Origin of the sequence: Cupriavidus sp. SZY C1 (assembly GCF_032190535.1) — a bacterium.
GTDB classification, from domain to species: Bacteria; Pseudomonadota; Gammaproteobacteria; order Burkholderiales; family Burkholderiaceae; genus Cupriavidus; species Cupriavidus pauculus_C.
In genome coordinates this window covers 86,922-110,383 of the sequence record NZ_JAUANU010000012.1, presented here as the reverse complement: position 1 = coordinate 110,383, position 23,462 = coordinate 86,922, and the positions used below count along the sequence as shown (strand labels likewise).

Sequence of the window (23,462 nt, the reverse complement as noted above, 5' to 3'; positions counted from 1 at the left end):
GACGAACCGTCCGCCGCAGGACGGCGATACGGGGCGACCCGGCAATGCGGGCAGGCGCCGATTCTACAAGAAACCGGCGGCGGCATTGCAACTGCGGCAATGCAACAAGGATACACGCCATGACCGACCCGTCGACGATCCAGGCCGGGCGCCTGCGGCCCGTGGAGCGTTGCAGCGCCTGCGGTGCGGCCTTCGTCTGCGGGTACGCGGCGGGGCTGCCCGAATGCTGGTGCGCCAGCCTGCCGCTGCTGCCGGCGCGCCAGATCGTGCCGGGCCAGCATTGCCTCTGTCCGGACTGCCTGAAACGTCGCCAGTCTGAGACACCTCCCAATCCGTCGTGAATTTTTTCGCGCCTGCGGTTACGCGAATGACAAAACGGGCCCACTCCGGTTTAACATTCGCGTCATGAATAGCCTTCGTGGAATCGACCTCAACCTGCTGGTGGTGCTGGAAGCACTGCTGGCCGAACGCCATATCTCGCGCGCGGCGCTGCGGCTCCAGCTCAGCCAGCCGGCCGTCAGCCATTCGCTGGCGCGGCTGCGGCAGTTGCTGGACGATCCGCTGCTGGTGCGCGGCCAGGGCGGGCTGGTGCTCACGCCCCGGGCCCACGAACTGACCGCCCCGCTGGCCGAGGCGCTGGCGCAGGTGCGCATCCTGCTGGGGCCGGGCGGGTTTCAGCCGGCCACGGCGCGGCGCTCGTTCCGCATGGCGATGTCCGACTATGGCGAACTGGTGGTGCTGCCGCGCCTGCTGCGCGCGCTGCGCCGGGCGGCCCCCAATATCGACCTGGTGGTCACGCAGGCCAGCCGCGAGACGATGACGGCCCAGATTGCCGACGGCGAGCTGGACATCGCGCTGGGCGCCTTTGCGTTCGAGCCCGAGGGCGTGCGCACGGCGGTGCTGTTCGACGACGACTTCGCCTGCGCGGTCGATGCCGCCACGGTGCGCGACACGGGCCGGCTCGACCACGTGGCCTACCTGGCGCGCTCCCACGTGCTGGTGACCGCCGCCACCGAGCGCGGCGAGGCCATCGACGCGGCGGTGACGCGGCTGGGCGGGCGGCGCAAGATCGCCTGCTCGGTGCCGCACTGGAGCGTGGCGCCGGCGCTGATCGTCGGCACCAACATGGTCCTGACCACGGCGCGGCGCAGCCTGGAAGCGCTGGCCGACAGCCGCCTGGCGATCTTCGAGGCGCCGTTCACGATCCCCGGCTTCACCTACAGCATGATCTGGCCCGAGAAGGCCGACGCCGACCCGGGCCACACCTGGCTGCGCGAGCGCGTGCGCCAGGCCGTGGCCGCGCCCGAGGACGAGGACGCGGCGGCCATCAGCCTGCGCGGCTGAGCGGCGCCCGCCCGCCGGCGCCGCCGCCGGGCAATGCCGGTGCTCAGTGCTTGTGCTGCATGTGGCCGGCCGGCTGGGCCGCCGGCGCGGTCACGTCGCGCACCTCGGCCTTGACGGTCTGCTCGGTCACCTTGCCGTTCTGCTCGAACTTCAGCGTGATGGGCACCGTGTCGCCGGCCTTGAGCTGCTGCTTCAGGCCCATCAGCATCACGTGGTAGCCGCCCGGCTTGAGCTGCACGTCCTGCATCTTCGGCAGGTCCAGCGACGGCACTTGCCGCATCCGCATCACGTTGTTGTCCATCTTCATCTCGTGCAGCTCGGCCGACGCCAGCGGCGACGACACGCCGACCAGCTTGGCCGCATCGTGCGCATGGATCGTCATGAACGCGCCGGACGCGGTCTGCGCCGGCACCGTGCCGCGCACCCAGGCGTCGGTGACGTCGACCTGGGCCATGGCCTGGGCGCTGGCCAGCAGGCCGGCCAGGCCAAGGGTGACGATAGCGGCGGCACGCGCCGCGCGGACTTTGGCTTGCATGGGTAACCTTTCCACGATGGGGCTCGAAGGGGGCATTTCAGGGGCGATCATTAGACCACGGCGCGCCGGACGTCGTCCTGCCGCGCCACGCAACCGGGTAGTCTGGCAGCACCGCCGCCGCGCCTGAATGCGGCACGGTGTCGCATCGCGGGCAGCCGCGCGCAGCATTGCTACACTCGCGCCATGCCTGCCCAGATCGACCTGTCCCCCGCCCCGCCGCCCGCCATCTTCGGCGTGCCGGCGCAACGCCACAGCCTTGTCAGCCTGCGCCGCCTGTGCTGGCTGCGCTGGGCGCTGCTGGCCGGGCAGGCGATGCTGCTGGTGTCGTGCGAATCGGCCGCCGGCATCATCCTGCCGTACCAGCCGCTGCTGTTCCTGTTCGCGGTGCAGGCCGCCTTCAACCTGTACACGGTGGCGCGGCTGCGCTGGCATGCCACGCGCGGCACCATGCCCGGCGACGGCGAGCTGATGGTGCAGATGCTGGTCGATCTCAGCGCGCTGTCGGCCATCCTGTTCTACACCGGCGGCGCCACCAACCCGTTCGTGTCGTTCTACCTGCCCGGGCTGGCCATCGCGGCGGCCATTCTGCCGTGGCGGCTGGTGGTGGTGCTGGCGCTGTACGCGCTGTCCTGCTATTCGCTGCTGCTGCTGGAATACCTGCCGCTGCACCTGCACAACCCCGACAACGCGGTGAACTACCACCTGGCCGGGATGTGGCTCAACTTCGTCGCCAGCGCGGTGATGATCGCGTTCTTCGTGGCGCGCCTGTCAAACGTGCTGCGCCAGCGCGACGCCCAGCTCAACCAGGCCCGCGAGCTGCTGCTGCGCGAGGCGCGCGTGGAAGCGCTCAACGACCAGGCCGCCGCCGTGGCCCACGAGATCGGCACGCCGCTGGCCACGCTGGCCGTGATCGCCGGCGAACTGCGTGCCGATGCCGCGGACACCGCGCGCGGCGAGACCCCGGTGGCCGCCTACCTGCCCGACCTGCGCACCATGGAGCAGCAGCTAGACCTGTGCCGCACGATCCTGGCGCGGCTGCGCGAGGACAACGAGACGCTGGCGCCGCAGCGCATCGACGGCTGGATTGCCGCGTTCGTCGAACGGTGGCAGCTCCGGCATCCGCAGGCCAGCCTGCAGGCCGATGTCTCGCCCGACGCCGGCGCGCAGGCCGTGGACACCGCGCGCGTGAGCCAGATCCTGACCATCGTGCTGGACAATGCCGCGCGCAGCCAGCAGACCGCCGGCGGCGCGCCGGGCCAGGCCCCGCCGCTGGCGCTGGACGTGACGCGCACGGCCGAGGCGCTGGTCTGGCGCGTGACCGACCACGGCAGCGGCATCGCGCCGGACCTGCGCGCCAAGCTGGGCGAGGCGCCGGTGACCAGCCGCCACGGCGGCCAGGGCATCGGTTTGTACCTGGCGCAGAGCGCCGCGCGCCAGCTCGGCGGCCGGCTGGCGTGGCGCGACAACCCCGCCGGCGGCACCGTGACCGAACTGCTCCTGCCCCTGGCCACGGCCGGGCAGGCGCCCCTCCCTACCTCCGCCTACGAATCGTGATGACCGACGCTCCCGCCAACGTGCCCACCGACGCCCCCGCGGGCACGCCCTTCCTTGTGATCGATGACGACGAGGTGTTCTCGGGCACGCTGGCCCGGGCGCTGACGCGGCGCGGCTATGCGGTGCAGGTGGCGCACACCGGCAGCAGCGCGCTGGCCATGGCGGCGCGCACGGCCTTTGCCTACGTCACGCTGGACCTGCACCTGGGGCCGCCGCCCGAGGCCAGCGGCACGGCCGCCGAGTCGGGGCTGCATTTCGTGGCGCCGCTGCGGCAGGCGCTGCCCGACGCGCGGATCCTGGTGCTGACCGGCTACGCGAGCATCGCCACGGCCGTGGCGGCCGTGAAGCAGGGCGCCGACGAATACCTGGCCAAGCCGGCCAATGTCGACTCGATCCTGACGGCGCTGATGGCGGGGATTTCGGAGGATGCAGCCGAGGCCGCGCTGGAAGAGCCGGTGCCGCTGTCCGTGGCGCGGCTGGAATGGGAGCACATCCAGCGCGTGCTCACCGAGCACGGCGGCAATATCTCGGCCACGGCGCGGGCGCTGAACATGCATCGGCGCACGTTGCAGCGCAAGCTCGGCAAGCGGCCGGTATCGCGCTGATCGCGCTACCGGCCGATCGGCACGCGCCGGCGGAGGATCGACAAGCGGATCAGAGGCGAAGCTGGACGTAGTCCCAGCCCAGGTCGTCGTCGTTCGACGCCTCGGCCATGCGCGCCGCGTCGCGGGCGTGGCGGTCGGCCAGCGTGACGAGCGCGCCGGACGCCATCGCTTCGGCCGCCACGGCGGCGCCGCGGCCGGTCGAATCCCCGGACCTGGCCGACCTGTCCGACTTGCCCGACTTGGCAGGCGTGACGGACTCGGCCGGCATGGCCGCGGCGGTGGCCGTCGGCAGCATGGCGGGACGAACGCAGAGAAAGACGGTGGCGGCCGTGATGGCGCCGACCACGGCGGCGGTGGCCATGGCAACGCGGCGTTTTCGCACGCGGTTGCTCTTGAAGAAGGTGGTGCGCAAGGCAGACTCCCGGTAGGTATTTGTGCAGAATGCGGTGGCTCCCGCATCGGTCCATCGACCAACAAGGTGCGCAAGGGTCGCATCGGCGCGGGGCCGGACGCCAGCATGCTTACCAATGCTTACGCGGGTTACGGGGCCGAGATCGCGCGGCACGGCGCTGAAACACGGCCGACTTGTTTGCCGGTGCCGCGCCACTGCGGCACCACGCCGCAGGGTGGCCATCGCGGCCCGCCGCTAGACTGACGCACTTTCCGTCCATCTCCGTTCCGCCATGATCTTCCGCACGTTCATCGCCCTGCTGCTGGCCGCCGCCGCGTCGCTGGCCTCGGCCCACATCGTCTTCGAACAGAAGCAGGCCAGCGCGGGCAGCTACTTCAAGGGCGTGCTGCTGGTGGGCCATGGCTGCCAGGGCAGCGCGACCAAGGCCATCACTGTCACCGTCCCGGACGGCGTGCAGGGCGCGCGTCCGCAGCCCAAGCCCGGCTGGCAGCTCGACGTGCAGCGCGCCAGACTGGCCAAGCCCTACACCTCGCACGGCCGGACCATCGAGGACGACGTGCGCACCATCCGCTGGTCCGGCAACACGCTGTCCGACCAGCATTTCGACGAGTTCCAGCTGCTGATGAAGCTGCCCGAGCAGGCCGGCAAGCTCTATTTCCCCGTGGTGCAGGAATGCGAGAACGGCAGGTCCGAGTGGACCCAGATCCCGGCCGATGGCCAGAACCCGCGCGAGCTGAAGTTGCCCGCCCCGGCACTGGAACTCGTCGCCCCGGCCGGCCACGCGGGGCACAACCACTGACCGACGCGCGCGGCAGATTCGCCCAGGCAAAAAAAGAGCCGGACCCTCGTCCGGCTCTTTTGCGTGGGCGATGACGCCGCGTTACAGCACGTAGCGCGACAGGTCCTCGTTGCCCGCCAGGTCGCCCAGGCGCTCGTCCACGTAGGCGGCGTCGATGGTCACCGTGGCGCCCGACGACTTCGCCGCGTGGAACGACAGGTCTTCGAGCAGGCGCTCCATCACCGTGTACAGCCGGCGCGCGCCGATGTTCTCGACCTTCTCGTTGACCGAGAACGCAATCTCGGCCAGCCGGCGGATGCCGTCCGGCGCGAACTGCAGGTCCACTTCCTCGGTCTTCAGCAGCGCCTGGTACTGCTTGGTCAGGCTGGCGTCGGTCTGCGTCAGGATGGCCTCGAAGTCCTGCACGGACAGCGATTCCAGCTCCACGCGGATCGGGAAGCGGCCCTGCAGTTCCGGGATCAGGTCGCTCGGCTTGGACAGGTGGAACGCGCCCGACGCGATGAACAGGATGTGGTTGGTCTTGATCATCCCGTACTTCGTGTTGACCGTGGTGCCTTCCACCAGCGGCAGCAGGTCGCGCTGCACGCCCTGGCGCGACACCTCGCCGCCGCCCACGTCGCTGCGGCTGGCGATCTTGTCGATCTCGTCCAGGAACACGATGCCGTTCTGCTCCACGTTGGCGATGGCCTTGTGCTTGAGCTCTTCCTCGTTGAGCAGCTTGGCGGCTTCCTCGTCGATCAGCAGCTTGAACGCTTCCTTCACCTTCATCTTGCGGCGCGCCTTCTTGCCCTGGCCCAGGCCCGCGAACATCGTGCGGATCTGCTCGGTCATGTCCTCCATGCCCGGCGGGCCCATGATGTCCATGCTCGGCAGCGCGGCGGCCACTTCCAGCTCGATGTCCTTGTCGTCCAGCTGGCCTTCGCGCAGCTTCTTGCGGAACACCTGGCGCGTGTTCGAATCCTTGTCTTCCTGCTGCTGGAAGCCGATGTCGCGCGGCGGCGGCAGCAGCACGTCCAGCAGGCGGTCCTCGGCCGCGTCCTCGGCCTTGGTGCGCACCTTCTTCATCTCGGACTCGCGCGTCTGCTTGACGGCCATCTCGGCCAGGTCGCGCACGATGGTGTCCACGTCGCGGCCCACGTAGCCCACCTCGGTGAACTTGGTGGCCTCGATCTTGATGAACGGGGCGTCGGCCAGCTTGGCCAGCCGGCGCGCGATCTCGGTCTTGCCCACGCCCGTGGGCCCGATCATGAGGATGTTCTTCGGCGTGATTTCCTGGCGCAGCGGCTCTTCCACCTGCTGGCGGCGCCAGCGGTTGCGCAGCGCCACGGCCACTGCCTTCTTGGCCTTGTTCTGGCCGATGATGTGCTTGTCGAGTTCGGAAACGATTTCCGACGGGGTCATGGTTTGCGACATGGGAATCCGTTGGCGCGTCAGTCGAGGCTCTCGATGACGAAGTTGGTGTTCGTGTAGATGCAGAGTTCGCCGGCGATGGTCAGCGCTTTCTCGACCACGTCGCGCGGGGCCAGCTCAGTGTTCTCGACCAGCGCCTTGGCGGCCGACTGCGCGTACGCGCCGCCCGAGCCGATGGCCGCGATGCCGCCCTCGGGATCCAGCACGTCGCCGTTGCCGGTGATGACCAGCGTGGTGTCCTTGTCGGCCGTGATCAGCATGGCCTCCAGGCGGCGCAGCGCGCGGTCCGAGCGCCAGTCCTTGGCCAGGTCCACCGCCGCGCGGGTCAGGTTGCCCTGGTACTTTTCCAGCTTCGCCTCGAAGCGGTCGAGCAGCGAGAATGCGTCGGCCGTGCTGCCGGCAAAGCCGACCAGCACCTTGCCGTTGTAGATGCGCCGGACCTTGCGGGCCGTCCCCTTCATCACGATATTGCCGAGCGTGACCTGTCCGTCACCGCCGAGCGCAACCTGGTTGCCGCGCCGGACGCTGACGATGGTGGTGCCGTGATACTGTTCCATGGTGCCTTTGCGTGAGAGGTGTCAGCCGGGTAGGTGGCGCCACATGACGGGCTTTCAAGAGCGGCCGGTGGCGGGCACGGTCTTCCAATATAGGAAACGGTCGGACACGGCGCGGCGCCCGGCGGTTCCGCACGGGCGCGCTGGCGCACCGGCGGATGCGGCGGCCCAATGAAAAAGGCCACGCGTCGTTCGCGTGGCCCTGGCGTGGCTTCGGGGGCACCGGCCGGGCGGCCGGCGCATCCGTGGCAACTCAGTCGGCGTACACCCCTGCCTTCTTGATGACCGGCGTCCACTTGTTGATCTCGGACGCCAGGAACGTGCGCAGCGATTCCGGCGTGGCGCGCTGGGCCGGCACGGCCTCGGCGCCCAGTTCGGCCATCTTGGCGCGGAAGGTCGGGTCCTGCACCGACTTCTGCAGCGCGGCCGACAGCTTGTCGATCACCGGCTTCGGCGTGCCCTTCGGCGCGTACATCGCGTGCCAGATCTTCACTTCCACACCCGGCAGGCCCTGCTCGGCGGCCGTCGGGATGTCCTTGAACGCTTCCACGCGGCGCGACTGCATCGCGGCGTACGGCTTCAGCGACCCGGCCTTGAGCTGGCCGGCGATGTTGGTGGTCTGGTCGCACATCAGGTTGACCTGGCCGCCCAGGATGTCGGTCAGCGCCGGGGCCGTGCCCTTGTACGGCACCGTGGTCAGCTCGGTCTGGATGGCGCTCTGGAACAGCAGGCCGCACAGGTGCGACGCCGACCCGATGCCGGCGTTGGCCAGCGACAGCTTGCTGGCGTTGGCCTTGATGTACGGCAGCAGTTCCTTGAACGTGGCCGGCGGCAGTTGCTTGTTGCCCACCAGCACCATCGGTACGTCGGCCAGTTCGCCGACCATCTCGAAGTCCTTCAGCGGGTCGAAGCCCAGGTTCCGGTACAGCGCCGGGGCGGTGGACATGCCGATATGGTGGATCAGGATCGTGTAGCCGTCGCCCTTGGCCTGCGCCACTTTCTTGGCGCCGATGGTGCCGCCGGCACCGCCCAGGTTCTCGATCACGATCGTCGTGCCCAGGTGCTTGGACATGATGGCGGTCAGTTCGCGCGCCACCTTGTCGGTCGGGCCGCCCGCGGCGAACGGCACCACTGCCTGCACCGGCTTGCTACCCGGATATTCCTGAGCCTGGGCTCCCGTGAAGGCACCCACGCCGGCAACGGCCAGCGCGGCTGCGATATGCATTGCAACTCGTTTCATTACGTCTCTCCTGTTCCTTCTGGGATTCCCCGTTCCAACGCCGCGCCTGCCGCCGGCACCGCGCGATGCGCAGCGCCGGAACGCGTCGATCCATATCGGAAAAACGCGCTGACCATCGGCAGGATGTATGGGTGGCATGCAGCGTCAAACCCCGCCGACAGGCGGAGCCGGAGGTGGATGTTAGCAACGCGGAACAAGCGGCAGGTATAGGGGCTAACCCGCGAGAATGTGGCGTTTCTAACGCGAATGTAATGAAACTGGGATTTTCTTCCCGCAGCGTGTCGGCGGCGTGCGAAGGGCATCCGCAAGTCGCCTTGCGTGCGTCGCTCTATATATATAGGCACGTCGCCGCCATCCGAAAAAAGACCCTGCTTGTGCAACTGAATTGCAACTCGTGAGGGCCTATGGTTAAATCGCCCGCATGAACCGCCCCACCCCCCATCCGGACGCCGACACCGGGCACGGTGCCGCCCCCGCCGACAGCGCTGGCAGCGTCGATGCGGCGCAGTCGCGCCTGCGCCAGTTGGGCGCGCGCGTGACGCAGCCGCGCGTGGCCATCCTGGCGTGCCTGATCGACGCCGAGGCGCCGCTCACGCACCAGGCCGTGATCGACCGCCTGCCCGCCGATGGCGACGTGGACCGCGTGACCGTCTACCGCGTGCTGGACTGGCTGGTGGACCAGGGGCTGGCGCAGAAGCGCGCCGGCAACGACCGCGTGTTCCGCTTCACGCTGGTGGAACACGAGGCCGCGCGCGCCGAAGTCCATCGCCAGCACAGCCACTTCCATTGCACGCGCTGCGACCGCACGTACTGCCTGGAGGCGGCCGGCAAGTCCGTGGCGCCCAAGGTGCCGAGCGGCTTTGCGGTGGAACACGTCGAACTGACCGTCAACGGCGTCTGCGCGGCCTGCGGCAAGGCGCCGGGCGGCCATGGCGGCGGCAGCGATCACTGATTGAACCGGGGCGGCGCGGTTGCCGCCCTGTCTTACCGGCTTACCGGCTTCCTCCTCGGAGCACAACAACATGTCCAAACTCGTCCCGGTCACGATCCTTACCGGCTTCCTCGGCAGCGGCAAGACCACGCTGCTCAAGCGCATCCTCAACGAGCAGCACGGCATGAAGATCGCCGTCATCGAGAACGAGTTCGGCGAGGAAAACATCGACAACGAGATCCTGGTGCAGGACGGCCGCGAGCAGATCGTGCAGATGAGCAACGGCTGCATCTGCTGCACCATCCGCGGCGACCTGGTCCAGGCGCTGTCTGACCTGATCACCCAGCGCGACGAAGGCAAGCTCGACTTCGACCGCGTGGTGATCGAGACCACCGGCGTGGCCAACCCCGGCCCGGTGGCGCAGACGTTCTTCATGGACGAGGAAATCGCGTCGCGCTACCTGCTGGACGCCGTCATCACGCTGGTCGACGCCAAGCACGGCAACGTCCAGCTCGACAAGCAGGAAGAAGCCCAGCGCCAGGTAGGCTTTGCCGACGCCATCTTCATCACCAAGTCGGACCTGGTGACCCCGGCCGAGGTGGACGACCTGCGCCACCGCCTGCAGCACATGAACGCCCGCGCGCCCATCCGCGCGGTGAATTTTGGCGAAACGCCGATCGACACGATCTTCGACCTGCGCGGCTTCAACCTGAACGAGAAGCTGGAGATCGACCCCGACTTCCTGCGCGCCGACGAGCACGACCATTCGCACGAGCACGGCGAGCACTGCGCCACCGACTGCGGCCACGACCACGCGCACGACCATGGCCACGGGCACGACCACGACCACGACCACGGCCACGGCCATGCGCACGACCACCACCACCATCACCACCACACGGACCGCATCGCGTCGTTCGTCTTCCGCAGCGACAAGCCGTTCCACTACGGCAAGCTGGAGGAATTCCTGTCGGGCATCCTGTCGGTCTACGGCGAGAAGCTGCTGCGCTACAAGGGCGTGCTCTATATGGAAGGCGTGGACCGCAAGGTGGTGTTCCAGGGCGTGCACCAGCTGATGGGCAGCGACATCGGCGCCAAGTGGGAAGACGAGACGCCGGGCACCAAGATGGTCTTCATCGGCGTGGATCTGCCCCGCGACGCCATCCTGAAGGGCCTGGCCGCCTGCCTGGCCTGATTTCCCGCCCGGGTGCGTCCGCCGCCGCCCGGCGGCCGGACGCACTGCCGCCCCGCCGCCGCCCGCCACCCTCCCGTCGGGTGGGGAATACCGGGAAAACTCCTGTCTCTTGTCGGTCTTTCTCCCATATCTCCGAAAAATTTGTTCAAGTACAATAGGCCGGATTTGATACCGACGGCGCACCTCCGGGTGCCAGCGGTATTTGCAGGGCGGCGGTCGTCGTCAGCATGAGGCGGGGCCGCCGGCAGGCGCGGTCGTTGGCTTCGTGCGGAGACCGCCCTCCGCCTGGGGCCCCACGATCGGAGCGCCGTCACTCTTCGACGCGTTGAGAGAGGTGTCCCCATGACAGCCGCAACAAAGACCAAGGAAAGCCGCAGCAAGACAGGTACCGCTGCGGCGGAGACGCTCAAGGCTTCGCCCGAAAAGGCGACGCCAGCTCCCCGCGGCAGTACGGCGCACGCCGATGCGGGCGAGGCCAAGGGAGGCACGCGAAGCAGCAAGACTGCAGCCAGCCAGAGTGAAACAGCCGCCCCGCGCAAGCGGGCGGCCACTGCACCCGAGCGGACGAAGACGCCGCCGGTCGCATCAACAAGAGAATCAGCAGGAACCATGAGCAGCAACAAACTTCTGACTGAAGCTGAAATCCTGAAGATGAGCGACAAGGATTACATGAACGAGGCGCAGCTTGCCTTCTTCAAGAATCGCCTTGAGCAGCTTCGCGATGAAATCCTCAAGAATGCGGACCAGACCACGGAGCACCTGCGCGAAACGGTCATCGTGCCCGATCCGGCGGACCGCGCCACCATCGAGGAAGAACACGCCCTGGAACTGCGCACGCGCGACCGCGAGCGCAAGCTGCTGAAGAAGGTGGAACAGTCGCTGCAGCGCATCGAGTCCGGCGACTACGGCTGGTGCGAGGAAACCGGCGAGCCGATCGGCGTGCCGCGCCTGCTGGCCCGCCCCACGGCCACGCTGTCGCTGGAAGCCCAGCAGCGCCGCGAACTGCGCCAGAAGCTGTTCGGCGACTGATCGCCCTGGCGGCCCGACGCGCCGTCATCGCCCGCGCGGCCCGGTCATCCGGGCCGCTTTGCCTTTCTGGCGGCGCGTTTTGCCTTTGTGGCGTCGCGGCGACGGCACTACCATTGCGAAAGGCCGCTGCTATGCCCGCTACGGCCTTTCTGTTACAGTCGCAACTTTGTTGCAACAACCGGCTTTCCCACCCATGCCCGCTCGCCTGCCCGTCACCGTGCTGTCCGGATTCACCGGCGCCGGCAAGACCACCGTGCTGCATCGGCTGATGTCGCAACCTGGCGTGCGTGTGGCCGTGGTGGACAGCCGTGCCGACCTGCTGGCGGAAGTGGATCGGCTGGCCCAGACCGGCCAGTACGATTTCGCGGTCATCGAGGCCGATCCGACCGACGAGCCGCTGGGCATCGCCGAAGGCTTTGCGTTCGAGGACGCCCACGGCGAACAGGCGCCCGGCGTGGCCCACCTGGACACGCTGGTGACCGTGGTCGATGCCAGCCGCTTCCTGACCGACTTCCACGACGCCGATTTCCTGTCCGCGCGCGGCCTGGCCGCCCACGATGACGACGACCGCACCGTGGTGGACGTGCTGATCGAGCAGGTCGAGGTCTGCGACGTCATCGTCATCAACAAGATCGACCTCGTCGATGCCGGCCAGCTTGGCCGCCTGCACGTGGTGCTGCGCGCGCTGAACCCGCGCGCCGCCATCGTCGACGCGAGCCAGGGCAACGTGCCGGCCGCGCAACTGCTGGGCACCGGCCGCTTCGACATGGAAGCCACGCCCAACGCAGCCGGATGGCAGGCGGCGCTGCAGGGCAACGCGGTGCCCGACGCCGCCGGCATCGCCACGCTGGTCTATCGCCGGCGCCGGCCGTTCCACCCGCAGCGGTTTGCCGACCTGATCCACACCGAATGGATGCGCGAGCATGGCGACGTGCTGCGGTCCAAGGGCCTGTTCTGGCTGGCCAGCCGCATGGATATCGCCGGCGACTGGAGCCAGGCCGGCGGCGTCTGCCGTCCCGGCGCGGCCGGCGCGTGGTGGGCCGCGATCGATCCCGACGAATGGCCGGCCGAGGGCCTGGCCCGCGCCGCCATCGACGCCGACCTGCTGGAGGACGGCCTGCCCGCCGAACACGGCGACCGCCGCCAGGAACTGGTGCTGATCGGCGCCGACCTGGACGTGCCCGCGCTGGAAGCCCGGCTCGACGCCTGCCTGCTGACCGACGAGGAAATGGCGGCCGGCCCCGATGCCTGGGCGGCCTATCCGGACCCGTTCCCGGACTGGGGCGATGCGTTCGACGACGATCACGACCATGATCACGGCCACGACGGCCATCGGCACGACCATGGCGACGGACCGTGCGACTGCGGGCATGCGCACTGATTTCCCGCTCCTCGCACGCTGGCGCGCGCGCGGCATCGGCTTCTGGCCGGCGCTGTGGCTCGTGGCCTGCCTGCTGCTGGCGCAGCACGCCGGGCTGGTGCACCGCGTGGTCCACGGCGGGCTGCCCAATGCCGCCGCGCCGGCGGCCGCCATCGTGCCCGTCGCCCAGCATGCCGCGGGCGACACCCATGGCGAACCATTTTCCCTGAAGCTCGGCCTCCACTCGTGCGTGCTCTTTGACGGCGCGACGATGGCCGACGCCCATGCCGGCGGCTTCACCCCGCCGCCGCTGGTCTTCGGCAAGCCGGTCAAGCCGGCCAGCCTGGCGTACCGCTGGCCGGACCTGCCGGCCGCCCGCCCGTTCCACTCCCGCGCCCCACCGGCCGCCTTCGCATTCGCCTGAACAGCCGGGCACGCGGCGCCATGCCGCGCGTCCGCGCATGCCTGAACGGGCGCGCCCACGCCATGCGTGGCGCCGCGCCCGCCCACCGAATCCGAAGCATCGCGAGCCATGTCCTCGAACAAGAACCTTTTTCCGGCGGTGCGCCGCACCCCGCTGGCGGCGCTCGCCGCCCTGATCGCCGCTGGCCTCTCCTCGCACGCCGTGGCGCAGGATGCCACCCCGGCCGCCCCGGTGGCGCCCGTGGCCCAGCCCGCCTCCCCGCAGACCCTCAAGGAAGTGGTGGTCACCGCCAACCCGCTCGGCAGCGACCTGAACGACATGGTCGCGCCCGTTTCCACGCTGGGCGGCGACGCGCTGACCGTGCGCCAGGCCAGCACGCTGGGCGAGACGCTGAACAGCCTGCCCGGCGTGACGTCGAGCTACTTCGGCCCCAACGCCAGCCGCCCCATCATCCGCGGCCTGGACGGCGACCGCATCAAGGTGCTGCAGAACGGCGGCGCCACGCTGGACGCATCCACGCTGTCCTATGACCATGCGGTGCCCATCGACCCGCTCGTCGCCGAGAAGATCGAGGTGGTGCGCGGCCCGGCGGCGCTGATGTACGGCGGCAACGCCGTGGGTGGCGTGGTCAACGTGATCGACAACCGCATCCCGCGCGACCCCATCACCGGCGTGACCGGCGCGGCCGACGTGAGCGGCACCATCGGCGGCGACAAGGGCCGCAACGCCAGCGGCCTGCTCGAAGCCGGCAACGGCAGGTTCGCCGTGCACGCCGACGCCTTCGTGCGCCAGACCAGCGACCTGCGCATCCCCGGCTACGCCCGCAGCGGCAACCTGCGCGCCACCCAGCCCCTGCCCGAGGGCGAGACCGAGCCGTACGGCAAGATCCCGAACACCAACGCGCACCAGGAAGGCGGCTCGATGGGCGGCGCCTACACGTGGGCGGACGGGTTCGTCGGCGCCAACTGGTCGACCTACCGCAACGACTACGGCACCCCGGCCGAGGAAGCCGCGCGCATCAAGATGCGGCAGGACCGCTTTGCCGTGGAAGGCGAATCGCGCAACCTGGCCGGCAGCACCAACGGCATCTTCCAGTCGGTCAAGGGCAAGTTCAGCTACACCGACTACGAGCACCGCGAGATCGAGGACGGCGAGACCGGCACCACGTTCAAGAACCACGGCTGGGACGCCCGCATCGAAGCCACGCACGGCAAGATCGGCAACATGACCGGCGTGATCGGCACCCAGTTCGGCCACACCAACTTCTCGGCGCTGGGCGAGGAAGCCTTCGTGCCGTCCACCGCCACCGACAACGCCGCGTTCTTCGTGTTCGAGGAACTGCCGCTGATCCCGTCCGGCGACCTGAAGCTGAACTTCGGCGGCCGGCTGGACCACAGCCGCGTCAAGGCCACCGCCAACGGCAACGACCGCTTCAGCGACGCCGAGCGCAGCTTCAACGCCGGCAGCGCGTCGGCCGGCCTGCTCTACAAGCTCAACCCGGTCTGGACGATGACGTCGAACCTGTCGTACACCGAGCGGGCGCCCACGTTCTACGAGCTCTACGCCAACGGCCCCCACCTGGCCACCGGATCGTTCGAAGTGGGCGACCCGAATGCAGCCAAGGAGCGCGCGACGTCGATCGACCTGGGCGTGCGGTTCAAGCAGGGCGACCACAGCGGCAGCGTGTCCGGCTACTACAGCCGGTTCCAGAATTACCTGGCGCTGCTGAACACGGGCGCCTACCGCGACAGCGAAGGCAACGTGGTGGCCGCCGGCAGCGACGGCGCGCTGCCCGAGCTGACCTACCTGGGCGTGCCGGCCACGCTGTACGGCTTCGAGGCCGAGGGCAAGACCCGCCTGCTGAACAAGCTGCTGACCACCAGCGACACGCTCGACTTCGAAGCCCGCGCCGACTACGTCCACGGCGAAAACCGCAGCAACGGCGAACCGCTGCCGCGCCTGTCGCCGCTGCGCCTGGGCGGATCGCTGGTCTACGCCGCCGGCGCCTGGGGCGCCCGCGTCAACGTCGACTGGAACGCCCGCCAGAGCCGCGTGCCGTCCGGCGACACGGCCACCGACGCGTACACCATGCTCGGCGTGGCGCTGACCTACAAGGTCAAGCTGTCCGGCACCCAGACGCTGTTCTACGTGCGCGGCGACAACCTGACCAACACCGAAGCCCGCAGCGCCACGTCGATCCTGCGCGACATCGCCCCGCTGCCAGGCCGCAGCGTGCGAATCGGGATGCGGACGCAGTTTTGATTGGGGGATTTGACTCCCCTCTCCCGCCTGCGGGAGAGGGGCTGGGGGTGAGGGCCAGCGGTTCAAGACGCGACATGGCAACTTGCACAGCCATGCCCTCACCCCCGCCCCCTCTCCCACGATGTGGGAGAGGGGAGCAAACCAGAGGTGACGATGCTGCGAGGCGGCAATCCGCCAATGCCCTACCCCCCACCATCACCCCCTACCGCCCCCCTCAAATGACTCAGGCACCAGCGAATACACGGCGGCCGCCACGGGCCGGCCGCGCAGGATCAGGCGGTTGCGGGCGATGCATTCGAACTGCGCACCGATCTTTTCGGCGACGGCGCGGCTTGCGAGGTTGGTCTCGACGGCCACGATCTCCAGGCGCGTGAGCGCCAGCGCGTGGAAGCCGTGGCAGGCCATCATCGCGGCGGCGCCCGACGCCAGGCCGCGATGCTGGCGGCTTTGCCGGATCCAGTAGCCCAGGTTGCCCAGGTTGTCCTCGCGGCGGATCTGGTTGATGGCCACGCCGCCGTACAGCTCGCGCCCGTCCGGCGAGAACACGCCGATGTCGTACGCGGCGCCCTCGTCCATCATCGCCGCGCAGCGGTCGAACCACTCACGGGCGTCGTAGATGCCGTAGTCCGGGCGCGCCCAGGGCATCCAGAGGCCCACCGTCGGCATCGATTCCCGCACGGCCATCACGAACTGCGCCTCGTCGCTGGCGCGGAACGGGCGGAGCAGAAAGTCCTGGCTGCGCAGCGGCTGCATGGTCAGCCCGCGTCGACGACCCGCTCGCCCTCGCGCCGCAGCGCGCCGGCGCTCTCCAGCGCCTGCAGCGTCTGGTCGAACAGCGCGTCGAGCGGCTCCTCGGCCAGAAAGCGGGTGTGGATGCGGTGCATCAGCGGCGTGGCCCGGAACCACGCGTACAGCGCGTCGCGGGACAGCGCCTGCGCCTCCAGCAGCCGGAACTTCACGAGCACGCGCATCGCGTGGGTGGCATTGCGCAGCGGATCGCCGCGCAGGTAGTCGAGCCGGCTGCGCGCCCGCGCCACCGCGCCGGTCACGTCGCCAAAGACGGCACCGTGGCCGGGGATCACGATGCGGGCGCCGAGCGTGTCGATGCGCGCAAGGATGGCGGCCTGCTCGGCAAAGCCGCTGTCGCCGTCCAGTTCCGGAAAGATCACGCCGAAGCCGTTCTCCCAGAGCGCATCGCCCGAGATCAGGATGCCGTGCGCCGGCGCGAACAGCATGACCGCGTGCGGGTCGTGGCCCGGCGCGGCGATCACCTGCCAGTCGATGCCGCCCAGCGTCAGCGTGTCGCCGTCGTGCAGCACCGCATCGAACGTGAACCGGTCGCACTGCTGGCCGGTGGCGTCGAAGCTCAGCGCGTCGGCGTCCCAGGCGGACACCGCGGCGGCCTCGGCGGCCGGGATGGCCGTGCGCGGCTGCCAGCGCCGCTGCAGCGCCGCGTTGCCGCCGCAATGATCGGAATGGAGATGGGTATTGATCACGCGCCGCAGCGGCCGGCCCTGCAGTGCCGCTTCCACCAGCGCCACGGTCTGGGCGGCGTGCGTGACGTAGCCGGTATCGACCAGCGACGTGTCGCCGCTGGCATCGTCGACGAACAGCACGTTGTTGGCCGACAGCCAGCCACGCTCGAACACGCGCATCGTGGCGAGCAGCGCCGGGGCGGTCATGCCGCGCTGTCCTCGCACAGCCGCGCCACGCGGGCGGGCAGCAGCGCCCAGATGCGCCGCCGCTGCGCGTCGTCGGCGCCGGACCAGCCGGCGATCTCGTCGATGGTGCGCAGGCAGCCTTCGCAGAAGCCGCTGTCGCGGTCCATCTTGCAGACGCTGCGGCACGGCGACGGCACCGGCGAGACGATCTGCGCCGCCGCCGCGCCGCGCACCATGTCAGCCAGCAGCCGGCGGCGGGCGGGCGTCATGCCGGGGCCTGCTGCTGCGCCACGTCGGCCACGTCGGCGCCGGTCATGGCCTGCAACTGCTGGGGTGTCAGGTTGAAGACGGCGTGCGGATGCCCGGCGGCGGCCCAGACGCTTTCGTAGCGGAACAGGTCGGCGTCCAGCAGCATCACCGGCTTGACCGCGTGGCCGATCGGGCAGACGCCGCCAATCGCGTAGCCGGTCTTCTCGCGCACGAACCGGGCGTCGGCCTTGCCCAGCGCGCCCACGCGCGCGGCCACCTTGGCCTCGTCCACGCGGTTGCTGCCGCTGGCGATGACCAGCACCGGCGCGTCGTCCTCCACGCGCCGGAAGATGATCGACTTGGCGATCTCGGCCACGGTGCAGCCCAGCCCGGCCGCGGCCTCGGCGGACGTCCTGCCGGTGGCCGGCAGCATCACCACCGGCCGGTCATGGCCGATGCCGGCCAGCAGGTCCGCCACGCGCTGCGCGGATTCGGGGAGCGAGTTGTCACCCATGCTTGCAGTCCTCCCTGGTTCAGACGCAGACGGTGGCGTCCGCCGCCGCCGCCCACTTGGTCAGCAGTGCCTTGCCCACGCGCGAACTGTTGGCGCGGCCGATGGCCTGCGAGATGAAATCGCCGGCCCGGACCACCGCCTCCAGGTCGATGCCCGTGTGCAGGCCCATGCCGTGCAGCATGTACAGCACGTCCTCGGTGGCCACGTTGCCGGTGGCGCCCTTGGCATACGGACAGCCGCCCAGCCCGGCCACCGATGCGTGGAAGATGCCGATGCCCACTTCCAGGCTGGCCAGGATGTTCGAGAGCGCCTGGCCATAGGTATCGTGGAAATGGCCCGACAGCCGGTCCATCGCGAATTCGGCCGATGCGGCGCGCATCACCTCCTGCACCCTGACCGGCGTGCCGACGCCGATGGTATCGGCGATGTCGATCTCGTCGCAGCCCAGCTCGCGCATCCGGCGGACCACGTCCACCACGGCGCTCACGGGCACCTCGCCCTGGTACGGGCAGCCCAGCGAGCACGAGATGCTGCCGCGCAGGCGGATGCCGGCTTCCTTGGCGGCGGCCGCCACCGGCTCGAAGCGCGCGATCGATTCGGCAATCGAGCAGTTGATGTTCTTCTGCGAGAACGCCTCGCTGGCCGCGCCGAAGATCACCACCTCGTCGGCGCCGGCAGCCACGGCGCCCTCGAAGCCCTTCATGTTCGGCGTCAGCACCGAGTACAGCGTGCCCGGCCGGCGGGCGATGCGCGCCATGACCTCGGCGCCGTCGGCCATCTGCGGCACCCATTTCGGCGACACGAACGACGCCGCCTCGATGTTGACAAAGCCGGCGTCGGTCAACTGGTTGATCAGCGCGACCTTCACGTCGGCCGGCACCATCGCCTTTTCGTTCTGCAGGCCGTCGCGCGGGCCCACTTCGACGATCTTCACGTACTGGGGGATAGTCATGGTTGTCTCCTCGTTTGCCGGTTCGGCGCCGCTCAGTAGCCGCGCCCCAGGTCCACCACGCCGGCGATGGGCTTGCCCGCGGCGAGCAGGCGGATCTTGCCGGCGATCTGGGCGATGCTGTCCTCGCGCAGCGTCAGCGCCGAGATATGCGGGGTGATGGTGATGCGCGGCTCCTGCCAGAACGGATGCTCGGCGGGCAGCGGCTCGGTGCGGAACACGTCCAGCGTGGCGCCGGCGATCTGCCCGTCCTGCACGGCCGCCAGCAGGTCCGCTTCCACCAGGTGCTGGCCGCGCGCCACGTTGACCACGTACGCGCCCTTGGCCAGGCGGTAGAGCAGCGCGGTATCGATGATGTCCTCGGTCTCGGGCGTCAGCGGCAGCACGTTCACCAGCACCTTGAGCCCGTCCAGGAACGCGCCTTGGCCGTCGGTGCCGTGGAACGACTGCACGCCGTCCACCGCCTTCGGCGACCGGCTCCAGCCGCGCACCGGAAAGCCGAAACCGGCCAGCGTGCGCGCGATATGGGCGCCCAGCGCGCCGATGCCCATCACGCCGACCGTGAAATCGGCACGGCGGTGGGGCTTCAGGAATTTCCACGTGCCGGCCCGCTCCTGCGCGTCGTAGGCATCGAGCTTGCGGAAGTAGCGCAGCACGGCCGCCGTGACGTACTCGCCCATCTGGGCCGCCATGCCGGCGTCATCGAGCCGCACGATCGGCACGCCGGCCGGCAGCGCGTCGGGGGCCGTGTCGCGCAGCCGCAGGATGCCGTCCACGCCGGCGCCGAGATTGAAGACCGCCTTCAGGTCCGTGCGTCCGCGCAGCATCTCCAGCGGCGGCCGCCACACCACGGCGTAGTCGGCCTGCTGGCCCTGGCTGTCTTCCCAGGTCAGGCACTGCGCCTCGGGCAACGCCTCGGCAAATCCCTCGATCCACGGCGCGTAGCGGCCATCGGGCACATACAACTGCAACTTCATCTCGACTCCATTGTGTCTTGCGGGGCTATGAGCGGGAATTATGCGCGCATTTGCGGGCCGCGGCGGGGGGTACTGCAGGGCGGGATGGCGCGATGCCGCGGCCGTCGCACGCTTGCGGGCGCTGCCGCGGCTGGAACCGCCTGGGCCTCTCCCCCGGCCCCTCTCCCGCCTTGCGGGAGAGGGGAGCAAGAAGCCTCCGGGCTAGTGCGATTGCGCCTGCCTTGGTGAGGCCCCGGTCCCGCTCAGGCCACCGCTTCCGCCGCCGCGAAGGCCAGCAACTGCGCGCCTTCGGCCACCTGTTCGCCGACGCCGTAGAGCACCTCGCTGACCAGCCCGTCGGTGGGGGCGTGGATGGTGTGTTCCATCTTCATGGCCTCCATGACCAGCAGCGGCGTGCCGCGCGTGACCTTGCTGCCCGGCTCCACCATCACGGCGATGACCTTGCCCGGCATCGGCGCGGTCAGCTTGCCGCCCTCGCCTTCCGATTCGCCGGCGTGGGCCAGCGGGTCCAGCCAGGCCACCACGGTGTGGCGGCCGGCGTGGAACACGTGGAAGGTGTCGCCCTCGCGGTGTACCTGCCCGTGCGTGCGGCGTGTACCCAGGTCGACGCGGATGTCGTCGGCATTGAACGTGTAGGCGAACGGCGCGGCCTGATCGGCGTAGATCAGCGTGCTCTTGCGCGTGTCGCGGGCATCGCCCTTGAGCACGACTTCGAGCCGGTGGCCACCGCCTTCGAAATGCAGCGTGCGTGTGTCGCGCCCGTTCAGGCGCCAGCCGCCGGCCTGCGTCCACGGCGAGTGGCGATCAGCTTCGTCCACGCGGCGCTCGCGCGCCTCGCGCTCGAGCAGCGCGGCCACGGCCAGTGCGATGGCCTCGATGCCGACCGACTTCTGCGGCGGAAACAGCGTGGCCTGGTTGCGCTCGATCAGCCCCGTGTCCAGGTCGGCCGTGCGGAAGGCGTCGGACTTCACCAGCCGCTGCAGGAACGCGACGTTGGTCGACAGCCCCACCACGTGGTAGCCGGCCAGCGCCTGCGCCATGCGCGACAGCGCCTCGTCGCGGTCGCGGCCCCAGACGATCAGCTTGGCGATCATCGGGTCGTAGAACGGACTGATCGCGTCGCCCTCGCGCACGCCGGCGTCGATCCGCACGCCGGCCGGGCCATGGGCGTCGCCGCCACGCATGAACTGCACCGCCGGCGGCGTGCGCAGGAAGCGCAGCGTGCCGGTGGACGGCAGAAAGCCCTTGTCGGGGTTTTCGGCGTAGATGCGCGCCTCCAGCGCGTGGCCGTCGATGCGCAACTGGTCCTGCGTCAGCGGCAGCGGCTCGCCGGCCGCCACGCGCAACTGCCATTCGACGAGGTCCTGCCCGGTGATCATCTCGGTCACCGGATGCTCGACCTGCAGCCGCGTGTTCATCTCCATGAAGTAGAACGAGCCGTCCTGGTTGGCGATGAACTCGACGGTGCCGGCGCCCACGTAGCCCACCGCGCGCGCGGCGGCCACGGCGGCCTCGCCCATGGCGCGGCGGCGGTCCTCGGTCATGCCCGGGGCCGGTGCTTCTTCCAGCACCTTCTGGTGGCGCCGCTGCACCGAGCAGTCGCGCTCGAACAGGTAGACGCAGTTGCCGTGGGTGTCGGCAAACACCTGGATCTCGATGTGGCGCGGCCGCGTGAGGTACTTTTCCACCAGCACCTTGTCGTCGCCGAAGCTGGCCAGTGCCTCGCGCTTGACCGACGCCAGCGCGGCCTCGAAGCCATCGCCCGCCTCCACCACGCGCATGCCCTTGCCGCCGCCACCGGCGCTGGCCTTGAGCAGCACCGGGTAGCCGATGCGGTCGGCCTCGCGCCGCAGCAGCGCGGCGTCCTGGTCCTCGCCGTGGTAGCCGGGCACCAGCGGCACGGCCGCCTTTTCCATCAGCTGCTTGGCGGCGCTCTTGCTGCCCATCGCGTGGATGGCGTCGGCCGGCGGGCCGATGAACACGAGCCCGGCCTCGGCGCAGGCGCGCGCAAAGTCCTCGTTCTCGGACAGGAAGCCGTAGCCCGGATGGATGGCCTGGGCGCCGGTCTCCTTCGCCATCTCGATGATGTGGTCCGCGCGCAGGTAGCTGTCGCGCGCGGCCGGGCCGCCGATATGCACGGCCTCGTCGCAGAACGCCACGTGCCGGGCATCGGCATCGGCGTCCGAGTACACCGCCACGGTGCGGATGCCCAGCCGGCGGCACGTAGCCGCCACGCGGCAGGCAATCTCGCCACGGTTGGCGATCAGGATCTTGTTGAACATGGCTCCTCCCTTGTCTCCGGTAAGGCGAGCCGTGCTCCGTCGGACCAGCGGTACTGCGTCCCCCTGGCGTCGGTTACCCCGCGTAGCCTTCCGCGCGGATATCCAGACGGGCCAGCAGTGCGCGGTCGCGCTCTGCCTGGGGATTGCCGGTCGTCAGCAGCTTCTCGCCATAGAAAATGGAATTGGCGCCGGCCATGAAGCACAGCGCCTGCAACGCTTCGTCCATGGCCTCGCGGCCGGCGGACAGGCGCACCATCGCGCGCGGCATCGTGATGCGTGCCACGGCAATGGTGCGGACGAATTCGAACGGGTCCAGCGCCTCGGTGCCGGCCAGCGGCGTGCCTTCCACCTGCACCAGGTTGTTGATGGGCACCGACTCCGGGTACGGGTCCATGTTGGCAAGCTGGGCAATCAGCCCGGCGCGCGCCGCGCGCGACTCGCCCATGCCGACGATGCCGCCGCAGCATACGTTGATGCCCGCCTCGCGCACGTGGCCGATGGTGTCCAGCCGGTCCTGGTACGTGCGCGTGGTGATGATCTTGCCGTAGAACTCGGGCGACGTATCGAGGTTGTGGTTGTAGTAGTCCAGCCCGGCGTCCTTGAGCCGCTGCGCCTGTTCGGCCTTGAGCATGCCCAGCGTGACGCAGGTCTCCAGGCCCATCGCCTTCACCTCGCGCACCATGTCGATCACGGGCTCCAGGTGGCGGTCCTTGGGGCTGCGCCAGGCGGCGCCCATGCAGAAGCGCGTGGCGCCGTTGGCCTTGGCGGCGCGGGCGGCGTCGAGCACGGCGTCCAGCTCCATCAGCTTCTCGGCCTTCACGCCGGCCTCGTGGTGCGCGCTCTGCGGGCAGTAGCCGCAGTCTTCCTCGCAGCCGCCGGTCTTGATCGACAGCAGCGTGGAGAGCTGCACCGTGTTCGGGTCGAAGTGCTCGCGGTGCACCTGCTGCGCGCGGAACAGCAGGTCGTTGAACGGCAGGGCAAACAGCGCGGCCACGTCGTCCACGCGCCAGGCGTCGTCCGCCTTCGCGGCGGCGGCGGCGAGGTTGCGGGCCGACTGGCGCAGGGCGTCGGCGGAGATGGTGGCAACGGCCTGGCTGTCGTTGGTCCGGGTGTTCTGGGTGTTCTGGGTGTTCTGTGCGATCTGGGTCATTTTGTCTGGCGAATTCGGTTTGTCGG

Annotated in this window: 24 protein-coding genes; 11 read left to right on the top strand and 13 right to left on the bottom strand. The window is 69.6% G+C overall.

What is annotated here, in order from left to right:
• Positions 1–119 precede the first annotated feature (119 nt).
• Positions 120–341 carry a cysteine-rich CWC family protein gene (locus tag QTN24_RS18660; protein ID WP_124682678.1) on the top strand — a complete coding sequence of 74 codons (222 nt, stop codon included), beginning with the start codon at positions 120–122 and terminating at the stop codon, positions 339–341.
• A 64-nt stretch (positions 342–405) separates the two neighbouring features.
• The gene (locus QTN24_RS18655; RefSeq protein WP_124682679.1) at positions 406–1,344 is read left to right on the top strand and encodes a LysR family transcriptional regulator; all 939 of its coding nucleotides are present in this window, start codon (positions 406–408) and stop codon (positions 1,342–1,344) included.
• A 43-nt stretch (positions 1,345–1,387) separates the two neighbouring features.
• On the opposite strand, the gene QTN24_RS18650 is transcribed toward QTN24_RS18655, so the two are convergent.
• The gene (locus QTN24_RS18650; protein WP_313838908.1) at positions 1,388–1,879 is read right to left on the bottom strand and encodes a copper chaperone PCu(A)C; all 492 of its coding nucleotides are present in this window, start codon (positions 1,877–1,879) and stop codon (positions 1,388–1,390) included.
• A gap of 183 nt (positions 1,880–2,062) precedes the next feature.
• Here QTN24_RS18650 and QTN24_RS18645 point away from each other — a divergent pair, with 183 nt between their 5' ends.
• The gene (locus QTN24_RS18645; RefSeq protein ID WP_313838906.1) at positions 2,063–3,433 is read left to right on the top strand and encodes an ATP-binding protein; all 1,371 of its coding nucleotides are present in this window, start codon (positions 2,063–2,065) and stop codon (positions 3,431–3,433) included.
• Positions 3,433–4,038, top strand: a complete 606-nt coding sequence (locus tag QTN24_RS18640) for a response regulator transcription factor (protein WP_124682682.1) — start codon at positions 3,433–3,435, stop codon at positions 4,036–4,038. The genes QTN24_RS18645 and QTN24_RS18640 overlap by 1 nt, the downstream gene beginning before the upstream one ends.
• 49 nt (positions 4,039–4,087) lie before the next feature.
• On the opposite strand, the gene QTN24_RS18635 is transcribed toward QTN24_RS18640, so the two are convergent.
• Positions 4,088–4,399 (bottom strand): hypothetical protein, encoded by a 312-nt coding sequence (locus QTN24_RS18635; RefSeq protein ID WP_409559052.1) that lies wholly within the window; start codon positions 4,397–4,399, stop codon positions 4,088–4,090.
• Between the two features lie 322 nt (positions 4,400–4,721).
• Here QTN24_RS18635 and QTN24_RS18630 point away from each other — a divergent pair, with 322 nt between their 5' ends.
• The gene (locus tag QTN24_RS18630; RefSeq protein WP_313838902.1) at positions 4,722–5,249 is read left to right on the top strand and encodes a YcnI family protein; all 528 of its coding nucleotides are present in this window, start codon (positions 4,722–4,724) and stop codon (positions 5,247–5,249) included.
• A gap of 81 nt (positions 5,250–5,330) precedes the next feature.
• Here QTN24_RS18630 and hslU read toward each other — a convergent pair whose 3' ends face one another.
• The 3 genes from hslU to QTN24_RS18615 all read right to left on the bottom strand — a co-directional run bounded on the left by hslU (position 5,331) and on the right by QTN24_RS18615 (position 8,453).
• The gene (gene hslU / locus QTN24_RS18625; protein WP_313838900.1) at positions 5,331–6,662 is read right to left on the bottom strand and encodes an ATP-dependent protease ATPase subunit HslU; all 1,332 of its coding nucleotides are present in this window, start codon (positions 6,660–6,662) and stop codon (positions 5,331–5,333) included.
• Positions 6,663–6,679: 17 nt separating this feature from the next.
• Positions 6,680–7,216, bottom strand: coding sequence for an ATP-dependent protease subunit HslV (gene hslV / locus QTN24_RS18620; RefSeq protein ID WP_124682686.1), 537 nt, complete (start codon positions 7,214–7,216; stop codon positions 6,680–6,682).
• Between the two features lie 250 nt (positions 7,217–7,466).
• A complete protein-coding gene (locus QTN24_RS18615; protein ID WP_124682687.1) occupies positions 7,467–8,453 on the bottom strand; it encodes a tripartite tricarboxylate transporter substrate-binding protein in 987 nt (328 codons plus the stop codon).
• 421 nt (positions 8,454–8,874) lie between these two features.
• On the opposite strand from QTN24_RS18615, the gene QTN24_RS18610 reads away from it, so the two are divergent.
• From QTN24_RS18610 to QTN24_RS18585, 6 genes are all read left to right on the top strand, one after another.
• A complete protein-coding gene (locus QTN24_RS18610) occupies positions 8,875–9,405 on the top strand; it encodes a Fur family transcriptional regulator (RefSeq protein ID WP_124682688.1) in 531 nt (176 codons plus the stop codon).
• A gap of 70 nt (positions 9,406–9,475) precedes the next feature.
• A complete protein-coding gene (locus QTN24_RS18605) occupies positions 9,476–10,579 on the top strand; it encodes a GTP-binding protein (RefSeq protein WP_313838899.1) in 1,104 nt (367 codons plus the stop codon).
• Between the two features lie 342 nt (positions 10,580–10,921).
• The gene (gene dksA, locus QTN24_RS18600) at positions 10,922–11,608 is read left to right on the top strand and encodes an RNA polymerase-binding protein DksA (RefSeq protein ID WP_253699984.1); all 687 of its coding nucleotides are present in this window, start codon (positions 10,922–10,924) and stop codon (positions 11,606–11,608) included.
• A gap of 193 nt (positions 11,609–11,801) precedes the next feature.
• Positions 11,802–12,989, top strand: coding sequence for a GTP-binding protein (locus tag QTN24_RS18595; protein ID WP_313838898.1), 1,188 nt, complete (start codon positions 11,802–11,804; stop codon positions 12,987–12,989).
• Complete coding sequence (locus QTN24_RS18590; protein ID WP_313838896.1) at positions 12,979–13,392, top strand: hypothetical protein; 414 nt, start codon at positions 12,979–12,981, stop codon at positions 13,390–13,392. Before QTN24_RS18595 ends, QTN24_RS18590 begins: the two co-directional genes overlap by 11 nt.
• 108 nt (positions 13,393–13,500) lie before the next feature.
• On the top strand, positions 13,501–15,654 hold the full coding sequence (locus tag QTN24_RS18585) for a TonB-dependent receptor domain-containing protein (RefSeq protein WP_313838894.1): 2,154 nt from the start codon (positions 13,501–13,503) through the stop codon (positions 15,652–15,654).
• Positions 15,655–15,849: 195 nt separating this feature from the next.
• Here QTN24_RS18585 and QTN24_RS18580 read toward each other — a convergent pair whose 3' ends face one another.
• From QTN24_RS18580 to bioB, 8 genes are all read right to left on the bottom strand, one after another.
• Positions 15,850–16,407, bottom strand: coding sequence for a GNAT family N-acetyltransferase (locus QTN24_RS18580; protein ID WP_313838893.1), 558 nt, complete (start codon positions 16,405–16,407; stop codon positions 15,850–15,852).
• A gap of 2 nt (positions 16,408–16,409) precedes the next feature.
• Positions 16,410–17,336, bottom strand: a complete 927-nt coding sequence (locus tag QTN24_RS18575; RefSeq protein WP_313838892.1) for an MBL fold metallo-hydrolase — start codon at positions 17,334–17,336, stop codon at positions 16,410–16,412.
• Complete coding sequence (locus tag QTN24_RS18570) at positions 17,333–17,584, bottom strand: DUF1289 domain-containing protein (RefSeq protein WP_313838890.1); 252 nt, start codon at positions 17,582–17,584, stop codon at positions 17,333–17,335. The genes QTN24_RS18575 and QTN24_RS18570 overlap by 4 nt, the downstream gene beginning before the upstream one ends.
• The gene (locus QTN24_RS18565) at positions 17,581–18,078 is read right to left on the bottom strand and encodes a YbaK/EbsC family protein (protein WP_124682696.1); all 498 of its coding nucleotides are present in this window, start codon (positions 18,076–18,078) and stop codon (positions 17,581–17,583) included. Before QTN24_RS18565 ends, QTN24_RS18570 begins: the two co-directional genes overlap by 4 nt.
• A 19-nt stretch (positions 18,079–18,097) precedes the next feature.
• Positions 18,098–19,030 carry a hydroxymethylglutaryl-CoA lyase gene (locus QTN24_RS18560; protein ID WP_313838888.1) on the bottom strand — a complete coding sequence of 311 codons (933 nt, stop codon included), beginning with the start codon at positions 19,028–19,030 and terminating at the stop codon, positions 18,098–18,100.
• A 32-nt stretch (positions 19,031–19,062) separates the two neighbouring features.
• Positions 19,063–20,004 (bottom strand): glyoxylate/hydroxypyruvate reductase A, encoded by a 942-nt coding sequence (locus tag QTN24_RS18555; protein WP_313838887.1) that lies wholly within the window; start codon positions 20,002–20,004, stop codon positions 19,063–19,065.
• 242 nt (positions 20,005–20,246) lie between these two features.
• The gene (locus QTN24_RS18550) at positions 20,247–22,286 is read right to left on the bottom strand and encodes an acetyl/propionyl/methylcrotonyl-CoA carboxylase subunit alpha (protein ID WP_313838885.1); all 2,040 of its coding nucleotides are present in this window, start codon (positions 22,284–22,286) and stop codon (positions 20,247–20,249) included.
• A 73-nt stretch (positions 22,287–22,359) separates the two neighbouring features.
• Positions 22,360–23,436 (bottom strand): biotin synthase BioB, encoded by a 1,077-nt coding sequence (gene bioB, locus QTN24_RS18545; protein ID WP_313838883.1) that lies wholly within the window; start codon positions 23,434–23,436, stop codon positions 22,360–22,362.
• Positions 23,437–23,462: the final 26 nt, after the last annotated feature.